Origin of the sequence: Blautia sp. AF19-1, from assembly GCF_003479155.1 — a bacterium.
Lineage (GTDB): Bacteria > Bacillota > Clostridia > Lachnospirales > Lachnospiraceae > Fusicatenibacter > Fusicatenibacter saccharivorans.
The window spans coordinates 1-9,072 of the sequence record NZ_QUGQ01000039.1 but is presented as its reverse complement, the minus strand read 5'-3'; the positions used below and the strand labels follow the sequence as shown (position 1 = coordinate 9,072).

At 39.3% G+C, this 9,072-nt stretch carries 13 protein-coding genes; all 13 read left to right on the top strand.

Annotated elements, in window-relative coordinates:
• Positions 1-811: 811 nt before the first annotated feature.
• A complete protein-coding gene (locus DWX26_RS16325) occupies positions 812-1,111 on the top strand; it encodes a hypothetical protein (RefSeq protein WP_015543455.1) in 300 nt (99 codons plus the stop codon).
• A gap of 23 nt (positions 1,112-1,134) precedes the next feature.
• On the top strand, positions 1,135-1,545 hold the full coding sequence (locus DWX26_RS16320; RefSeq protein WP_003864594.1) for a single-stranded DNA-binding protein: 411 nt from the start codon (positions 1,135-1,137) through the stop codon (positions 1,543-1,545).
• A gap of 146 nt (positions 1,546-1,691) precedes the next feature.
• Positions 1,692-1,898, top strand: coding sequence for a helix-turn-helix domain-containing protein (locus DWX26_RS16315; protein ID WP_003864593.1), 207 nt, complete (start codon positions 1,692-1,694; stop codon positions 1,896-1,898).
• Positions 1,899-2,244: 346 nt separating this feature from the next.
• On the top strand, positions 2,245-2,766 hold the full coding sequence (locus DWX26_RS16310) for a GNAT family N-acetyltransferase (RefSeq protein ID WP_003864592.1): 522 nt from the start codon (positions 2,245-2,247) through the stop codon (positions 2,764-2,766).
• A gap of 497 nt (positions 2,767-3,263) precedes the next feature.
• The gene (gene ltrA, locus DWX26_RS16300; protein ID WP_009323505.1) at positions 3,264-4,559 is read left to right on the top strand and encodes a group II intron reverse transcriptase/maturase; all 1,296 of its coding nucleotides are present in this window, start codon (positions 3,264-3,266) and stop codon (positions 4,557-4,559) included.
• A gap of 131 nt (positions 4,560-4,690) precedes the next feature.
• The gene (locus DWX26_RS16295) at positions 4,691-5,116 is read left to right on the top strand and encodes an N-acetyltransferase (protein ID WP_003864588.1); all 426 of its coding nucleotides are present in this window, start codon (positions 4,691-4,693) and stop codon (positions 5,114-5,116) included.
• A 115-nt stretch (positions 5,117-5,231) separates the two neighbouring features.
• A complete protein-coding gene (locus DWX26_RS16290; protein WP_003864587.1) occupies positions 5,232-5,525 on the top strand; it encodes an L-2-amino-thiazoline-4-carboxylic acid hydrolase in 294 nt (97 codons plus the stop codon).
• A 33-nt stretch (positions 5,526-5,558) separates the two neighbouring features.
• Positions 5,559-5,741: a DUF6440 family protein gene (locus DWX26_RS16285; protein ID WP_003864586.1), complete on the top strand. Its 183-nt coding sequence runs from the start codon at positions 5,559-5,561 to the stop codon at positions 5,739-5,741.
• A gap of 112 nt (positions 5,742-5,853) precedes the next feature.
• Positions 5,854-7,365, top strand: coding sequence for a hypothetical protein (locus DWX26_RS16280; RefSeq protein WP_003864585.1), 1,512 nt, complete (start codon positions 5,854-5,856; stop codon positions 7,363-7,365).
• Positions 7,366-7,687: 322 nt separating this feature from the next.
• Positions 7,688-7,912, top strand: coding sequence for a DUF3791 domain-containing protein (locus tag DWX26_RS16275; RefSeq protein ID WP_003864584.1), 225 nt, complete (start codon positions 7,688-7,690; stop codon positions 7,910-7,912).
• Positions 7,905-8,471 (top strand): DUF3990 domain-containing protein, encoded by a 567-nt coding sequence (locus DWX26_RS16270; RefSeq protein WP_020944841.1) that lies wholly within the window; start codon positions 7,905-7,907, stop codon positions 8,469-8,471. The genes DWX26_RS16275 and DWX26_RS16270 overlap by 8 nt, the downstream gene beginning before the upstream one ends.
• Positions 8,459-8,689: a hypothetical protein gene (locus tag DWX26_RS16265; protein WP_003864582.1), complete on the top strand. Its 231-nt coding sequence runs from the start codon at positions 8,459-8,461 to the stop codon at positions 8,687-8,689. Before DWX26_RS16270 ends, DWX26_RS16265 begins: the two co-directional genes overlap by 13 nt.
• Before the next feature lie 200 nt (positions 8,690-8,889).
• Positions 8,890-9,069 (top strand): hypothetical protein, encoded by a 180-nt coding sequence (locus DWX26_RS16260; protein WP_147398139.1) that lies wholly within the window; start codon positions 8,890-8,892, stop codon positions 9,067-9,069.
• Positions 9,070-9,072: the final 3 nt, after the last annotated feature.

The following is a 9,072-nucleotide window of genomic DNA, read 5'->3' as shown; positions in this document are numbered from 1 at the left end:
GAAATTCGCAGTGTAGTTTTGTGCAATTTTTCAAATTTGCTCATTTATAGTTACAATAAAACAACTTACAGGTCTGTACAATGGAACATATAAAAACTGGGATGATCTTTCCTGAGAAAAACGAATATAATATCTTACAAGCACTGACTATAACGGTCGGTGCTTCTTTTTTGGATTTTTTCAAAATTATCTGACATTCTTCAAATTCCCACGTGTGATTAGTGGAAAAATAATTTTTTCTGCAAAAGTACCGTCCAAATGCCCTCTGAAACTTGCTATTAGTGAGGGAATATTTCATTTATGCGAAAAAAACTTGCAAAAGGGGGTTGGTAAATACCGCTTCCCAGGCTTTATAGGTAGAGGAACAATTATTTTAAAAATTTTACCCCAAAGATGTCCGCTTTTGCCTGTCTCAGTACAGAGTATGTGAAGGGACTAACAAAAGTAAAAGAAAAAATGATAAAAATGCAAAAAAATATCACGAATCTTTTGCATCTTGCGAAGTCATTTGACTCTAGTAATCAGAGGACGTTTTGGAATGTTCCTTCGATGAACCTTGACAACCGATAAGTGCACCCTGGAAGCCTAACAGGAGTTATGCCATGACCTTTCTTTTTCTGAGAGCGAGCGAAATTATAATGACACTCCCGATGATGGGCGGCTGACCGAAGCCTTATGGTCAGTGACCTGCTGATGCAGGCAGAGGCAGTCTGAGACGGCTGCAGGTGACAGGGAAACGCACGCCAGACCGCCGGACGAATGAAACTGATGACAATGTTTACAGGGCAAAATGCCCGGAAAGGAGCAGTTTATGACAGAACTGAAAATGAAAGAAATGCAGTTGATTAACTGGTTTGGATGCCCGAATCTGATTTATACAAGGGAGAGAATCCATCTGGTTGCCATGCTTACAACAGATGAAGAAATGAAAAAGAATCTTTACAGGGTATGCAGATTCCTTGCAAGAGAAGAAATCGCATATCGGTATCCGATCATGTATGAAATGATCCGGAAAATATTTTCACCGGATGATACCAATCCACCGGAAGCATGTGCAATGTTTATGCCGGACGATGAAACAGATGATGAAGAATATGCAATGGCAGCGTAGCTGCGGAAAGGACAGTAACGATTATGAATAAAGTGGTTTTAATGGGAAGACTGACAAAGAATCCGGAGATCAAATATGCCGGAAAAGATAATGATATGGCAGTAGCAAGATATACACTGGCGGTAAACAGAAGATATAAACGTGACGGTGAACAGGAAGCGGATTTTATTTCCTGTGTCACATTCGGAAAGAGTGCAGAGTTTGCACAGAAATATCTTCACAAGGGAATGAGGATTGTGATTGGCGGTCGTATCAGCACTGGCAATTATAAGGACAAGGACGGGAAAACAATTTATACTACAGATGTGATCGTGGAAGAACATGAATTTGCCCAGAACAAGGATAATGGTGTTGGAGCTGATTCATCGGAAACACCGAAAACAGATAAGGACGGATTTATGGAAGCACCGGAAGGTGAGGTTCCATTCGACTAAACCGAAGTAAATGGTTGGAGAGGTTGCCCTTTGTCGGGGCATCCTCTTTTCCATTTTACAGAAGACATCAAAAATTACAGGTATTCAACCTAACGAAATCGTGATATAATCAAAATATGTTCAGATGAAAAATATGGAGGTTGCTTATGGGCGTAAGTTATAACAGATTATGGAAAATGCTCATAGATAAAAATATGAAGCGGATAGAGATGCAGTACCTCACCGGGATCAGTGGAAATATTCTTGCCAGGATGGGAAAAAACCAGTATGTATCAATGGAGACGATTGAGAAGATCTGCAAGAAGCTGGACTGCACCGTTGATGAGATGCTGGAATTTACAGATGATGAGTAACAAGAGCAGACATGTCAAATTATTAAAACTGGAAGAATGCTTCAGAAGTCGAAAAAAGAAATTGAAAAAAGATAACACGCCGGATACGGCATAAATCTCTTAGCAACGCTAAGAGCGCACTTCTATACAGGCAATTCCATCTGCCTGTATCGTGCGACCTGCGGTGCTGTTCCCGATTTCAAGAAATCTCAAACCGGGAAATACAGCGAAATCAGAGATTTCGTACAAGGGGAAGATCCCCTTGCGGCACAGATGCCTATCCCTGATAAAGTTTGTGACTGAATATTTCAGATATAGACATATAAGGGGAAAGAAAGTGTGAAATCAAAATTTGTGGAGAGATTTTATGATTAGAAAAGCAATACTAAAAGATGTTAATTCGATTGAAGATACTTACAATGAGCATTTCCAGTATGAACTGAATCATACAGCCTTTACTGTATTTAAGAAAGGGGTTTATCCAACGAAAGATGATGCAGAACGGGCTATTTATGCTGGTGCTTTGTTTGTATATGAAGAAAACGGAACAATTGTTGGAAGTATCATTATTGATAAAGTTCAACCAATAGAATATGCAACTATTCCTTGGAAAGAAAAATTATCTGAAGATGAGGTAATGGTAATTCACCTTTTAATGGTACGTCCGAGTATGTCTGGTAAAGGAATTGCATCATCACTAATAAAATTCGCTACAGAATTAGCACAAAAAAATAGTTGCAGGGCACTACGTTTGGATACAGGAAGTCAAAATATTCCTGCGCTATCTTTGTATCAAAAAAATGGATTTGAAATAATTGCTAGTGCTTCTAAAAAAGTTGGAGATGTAATTGCACACAAAAACCATCTTTTTCTCGAAAAGATATTGTAGTTCGTAAATTCCAGTTGTGCGCCCAGCTAAGGGTGTGTAGTCAAGCCGGTGGGATTCCGGTTTATCCAAGGTTTAGCCAACCAGATAATAGCGAGTCTTGGGATGATGCCGGTAACGGCATCTGACAAGCGTAGACAGCAAGAAAGCAGGGTTGAATAGTGATTGAGCTTCGAAACGTTAACTTCAGTCGGTCGACGTCTTAACTGGTGCGGAAGACAATATCATGTAATGCGATATGGCGAGTGTTATGTGGCACTGCGGAGTCAGAGAACCAATCATGTTTTACATTGTGAATACACATCAACTGGGGAGAACCTGCCATTTCTCGAAGAAGAGTATGAAATTGCAACTGAAAACGGAGTATTTCAAATGAATGGTAGGTGGTCGGACAATCCCATAGTACTGTAGAAATCGGGCAATGCCGATGGAGGGAAGGGGATTGCATAGTAAAGGTCTTACTGAGGACACATTATCCGTACTCAGGGACGGAGGAAATAATGGAAACGAAATTAGTAAGAATAGCTGAGATATCAGCAACATCAAAACATCCTATATTTACATCAGTGTACCACTTGATAAATGAAGATATGCTAAAGCAATGCCATAAGGAATTAGATGGGAACAAAGCAGTCGGAATTGACAAGGTAACTAAGGATGAGTATGGGAAGAACCTTGATAGAAATATCAAGGAACTGGTACAGAGGTTGAAAAACAAATCCTTTAAGCCACTTCCGTCACTGAGGGTATATATACCTAAAGGAAATGGAAAGAAACGACCATTAGGGATTGCTTCCTATGAAGATAAGATTGTACAAATGGCAGTGAAGAAAATACTGGGAGCTATTTATGAACCGAGATTCCTAAACTGCATGTATGGATTCAGACCGAATAGGGGGTGTCACGAAGCAATAAAAGAAGTATACCAACGGATAAGCTATGGAAAAATCAGCTATATCGTAGATGCCGATATCAAAGGTTTCTTTGACCATATCGACCATGATTGGATGATGAAGTTCCTTGAATGGAATATACAGGATAAGAACTTATTGTGGCTAATACGTAAATACCTTAAAGCAGGAATAATGGAGCAAGGAAAATTCGAGCCAACAGAGGAAGGTTCGGCACAAGGCTCAGCAATGAGTCCGATGCTTGCAAATATATACATGCATCATGTGCTGACGCTGTGGTTTAAGCTGGTGGTGCAAAGGGAAATGCAGGGAGAGTGTTTTCTCGTCAACTTTGCGGATGATTTTGTTGCAGGATTTCAATATAAGTCAGAAGCTGAAAGATACTATAAAGAGTTAAAGGAACGAATGGAAAAGTTTGGACTGGAGCTGGAAAGTAGTAAAAGCAGACTAATTGAATTTGGGAGATTTGCAGAGCAGAATCGTAGAGCAAGAGGAGAATGTAAACCTGAAACATTTGATTTTCTGGGGTTTACCTTCTATTGTAGCAAAACTCGAAAGGGAGGTTTCGTGCCAAAGGTACAGACTTCAAGAAAGAAGTTAGAGCAAAAGGTTAGAGCATACAAGAACTGGATTTACGATAATCGAAATCGACCAATGCGAGAAATAATTAAAGAGTTGAACGTAAAACTAATTGGACACTATCGGTATTATGGTGTTACATGGAATTTTCGGAAGATAACAACATTCCTGCATAGAGTACAACAGTTTCTATTCAAAGCCATGAATCGGAGAGGTTGTAGACGGGCATACACATGGAATGGATTTGTGGAAATGCTCAAGTATTACCCGTTAGCAAAACCTAAAACGTACTATTGTTTATATTGAAGCGAATGTTACTATGAGGAGCCGTATGCGGGAAAGCCGCACGTACGGATCTGTGAGGGGCTAAGATTGAGAGGTCTTAGTCTACTCGACTGAAAAATTGAGAAAATCGGAGTTTGAGGAGCATCACCGTTATGATTAGAGAATTACGGAAAGTGGATATAAATAAAGTTGCAGAAATATGGTTAGATACAAATATAAAGACACATTATTTTATCTCTGCTCAATATTGGAAAAGTAATTTTGAGTTAGTAAAAGAACTTCTATTACAGGCAACTGTCTATGTTTACGAGGATAAACAGGAAATACAGGGTTTTATAGGGTTAAGTAACGAATACATTGAAGGTATTTTTGTTTCTGCCGAAATGCAATCTCAAGGTATAGGTAAAATTTTGCTAAACTATGTAAAGGGAAAAAGAAACAAATTAATCTTAAATGTATATCAAAAAAATACACGGGCAATATCCTTTTATCAAAGAGAAGGATTTGAGATTCAGTATAGCGGTTTGGATGAAGCTACTGGAGAAAAAGACTATGTAATGGCATGGCAGCAGAAATAGAAATTCAAGTTTTAGTGTTTGGAAAATTATGACTTAGTGTGCAAGTTGGGAGAAAATATGGTAACGGAAAAAGAGAAAAAAGCATGTCGATTTATTGCCGAATGGCTATAAGATTGTGAGACAGTCTCTGGTAGATGATCTGGAGGGCGAAAAAAAGGTATGTTGGGAGACAGAAATTTTGCAGGATGATGATAGTGGATTTACTTATGAAATCAGCAGGTGTCTGTATTTCGATACCTGTAAGGAACATGGCTATGCAGAGTTCTGCAAAGTATTTTGCAACCATGACTGGTATGCTTATGGAGTATTAAAGCATCATTCGAGATTTATCAGAAAATCGACGATTGCCGAAGATGGAACTGTATGTCATGATACAATCGAGAAAGTAACAGAGAAACATTTTTTATAAAACCGAAAAATTGATTATGGGAGGAAATTGAAAATGGCGAAAGAAGAGAGATTTGAAAAAATATATTCTCAGGGAGCATTAACTACTACTGAGATATGGGTGGATAAGGAAACTGGTGTGAATTATTTATATCATGCATGTGGGTATTCAGGTGGACTGACTCCATTGTTGGACAGAGATGGGAAACCAGTTATTTCTCAGGCTATAAATAGATGACCTTAGAAACAGCAACTGTTATGGTAAGTAACAGCATCGTCACAATATGTATATGGTCGATTGGTGTGTGCGGTAATATACTATATTCAGAAAAACAATTCAGGAGATTTTTATGAGAAGATCAGGTTGGACAAAATGGTTGATCGTGATTCCGGCAATGCTAGGCATTGTGTTGGTGACCTATGTGCGGTATACAACGGATATCTGGGGATTTGGTGCATTTATCTGCCAGCTGATTGCAATTTTGGAATTGGCTTATGGTCTGCGAATTGCGATGCTGGCACAGAATAGAAAGAAGTCCTATCGGTTAACACCGGAAGAACGACATGAGTATGCACGGTATTTATATGAGAAGCAATATCACCGTTACCCTGCTGTAGCGAATCAGATGCTTTTGGTTATGGCACGGATGAGTGTACTCCTTAACAATTATGAACGGGCTGCACAGGAGCTGGCAGATATTCGTATAGATAAATTCAATCCAGCACAGTTGAAGTTGTATTATTACCTGAAAGTGGTTACAGCAATGGCAGCAGGAGATGCGACAGGGATTCAAGAGAGCCAGATGTGTTACGCAGGGATTCCGGATACTAAATGCACATATCCGTCAAAAGCAGAGCTTGCTATGTGGATAGAGCAGAGAGCGGCAGCGCAGATGGCAGAGGCACTGAAGAAGGCAGTGCCGGATAAAAAAGAGCATCCGATACGGATCAGTATCATTACTTTGGTTCTTGCGTATAGTACCTTCTTCTATGGATTGTGGTATGGTATAAAACGTGATATGGGATATGAAGTGAGATATCGTTTCGCAGAAATATCGATTACTGTTATTACAATCAGTCTGGCGGTTCTTTTGATCTGGGGGATCGTGAGTTTATACAGACACAATTGCCAGGCATTATCCATACAATTCGGTAAAAACAAAGTGGCATTGATAATTGTCTATGGAGCTGCTGCGATATTTGCACTTTTGATTATTGGAATGAGTGGTCTGAGTGTAGTGTTCGGAATGGATGGAACAGAAACGGTGACTGGTTGTGACAGCAAATATACGTATATAACTGTGCAGGAAGATTATGGTGGTGAACGGAGATACAGAACCAATAATCCATTTGTTATGCAGAGTATGGATGGTCTGTGGTGGTCTTCGGATACAATAGATGAAGAAGATAATCAAGAAGAGGATACTACAGAATTACCGGATTTGGATACAGAGAATTCAACAGATTCAGAGGATATTCAGAGTGGAAATACCATAGAAGATTACGAGACAGAAGGGCAGCATGATGGTCTGACAATTCAAAATGCAATGCTGGCAGTTTATAATTACCTTCAGGAGCAGAATACACTTCAAAATATGGCGTTCAGTTACACGGCGAATGCAAAGGGAGAAGTCTATGCTGTCGTCAGCGAAACGCAGGAAACAAAGAACGGTAATACGGTAAATGTGAGATACTGTCTGTACGATAATGGTTCCAAGACAGATGCAGATGGTAATTCCTGCGAAGAACTGGTGTTAGAAAAAGTATATCCGGATGGCAATTACGAGACCGAATTGGTAGATTTTTATCTGGTAAATGCAGATACGATGCAGGTGACAGACGAACAGAAGAATACGTGGTAAAATAAATTCTGGGGAAGTAGGTGCATTGTATGACAATGAGAGAAAAAATAAAACTATTATCGTAAATGTTTCAAGCGGACTGGGTTCTTTTGGAAGTATGCAAAAGGACTCCAAGACATAAGAGGTGAACTGCGCTGATCCAGGTGCCACGGCAACAGATTTGAATGTCGACGGAGGAAAGCAAACAGTACAGGCGCAATCGTAAAACTTGCAATGATTGATAAAACCGGACTAACAGTAACTTTTATTAGTCGATTTGGAAATATGCCTTGGTAATCAACAATTCCGGTTTTACTGACTAAGAAAATGAGGAGGATTCATAATGAGTGAGAAAACAGAGATTACTTTTATGCAAACAAGACTAATCCGGCTTGCTTCAGAAGAGTGGCATTTACCTGTTGAACAGATTATCCACTTGTTTAAAGAAGCCGATGTTCTTGGATATATAGAAAAATGCTATGGGATTTTTCATTGTGAAGGCGATGAAGCTGTGCTTGAAGATATTACTGAATTTTTGCAAAGAAAGGGGATAGAGATTAGTGCTTGAGTTAAAAGATGGATTTGTTCTCTATCATGGAAGTTATTGTGAAGTAAAAGAGCCAGATCTTGCCAAATGTGCAAAGAGAAAAGATTTTGGACAGGGATTTTATTTAACCACATCAAAGGAACAGGCAGAAAGTTTTCTGAGAACCTCAATAGCCAAAGCCATCGCAACCGGAACAATTGAAGAGGGGCAGAAGTTTGGATATATTTCAACTTTTGAATTCAAACTTTCAGAAAATCTTGAAACGCATATTTTTGAAAATGCAGATGTGGACTGGTTACATTGTATCGCCGCTCACCGAAAGAAAAAAATGTTTATTGAGGTTGAACGTGAAATGGCAAAATATGATATCATTGCAGGAAAGATTGCGGATGATGCAACAAACGCTACTCTTACCGCTTATCTTGCGGGTGCTTTTGGGACTGCAGGTGATAAAGTAGCAGACGATTTCTGTATCAGACAGTTGCTGCCGAATAAATTGAAAGATCAATACTGCTTTAAAACTGAGGCAGCTATTGAGTGTCTGAAATTTGTGAAAGGTGAGAAGATATGGCTGAAGTAACAATTCCAAAGGAAAAAATGAATTATACAATCGACCTTCTGATCACTATGGTGACAGATGAAATCGCAGAAGAGACAGGCAAGGACAGAAACGAGGTATTGACAGATTTTTTGTGTTCAAAGACAGGAAAAGCACTGTATGATGAGAAGACAAAGCTGTGGTGCACTGGTCCGGCATATATAGCTGAACTGTATATGGAAGAATTAAAGAAATCCTGATATGGGATGTGAGTTTAAATTTATACGACAATGGTGACAAAGACTTTCATTCCAAGGAGCAACAATTAAATATTTCAAAAACGCTGAGGTCAGCATTTCCTAATCACAGGACAACGACCTCAGTTTTTTATACCCAGGAATCGGCATTCATGAATAAGCCGGTTCTTTTTGTTTACAGAAAAAAGAAGGAGTACAAGAAAATGAGCAGAGCAAAAAATCCAAAGTATGAATCCATGTCATTGGAGGAACTGAAGGCCAACATGGAAAAGAGCAGACAGGAACTGGAGGCAGCAATTCACCACAAAAACATTCTGGAGCAGCGGAAGAAGCGTAAGCGTCCAATAAGAGGGTGTATCGAAATTTCTGGCTGTTGCATGTAAACT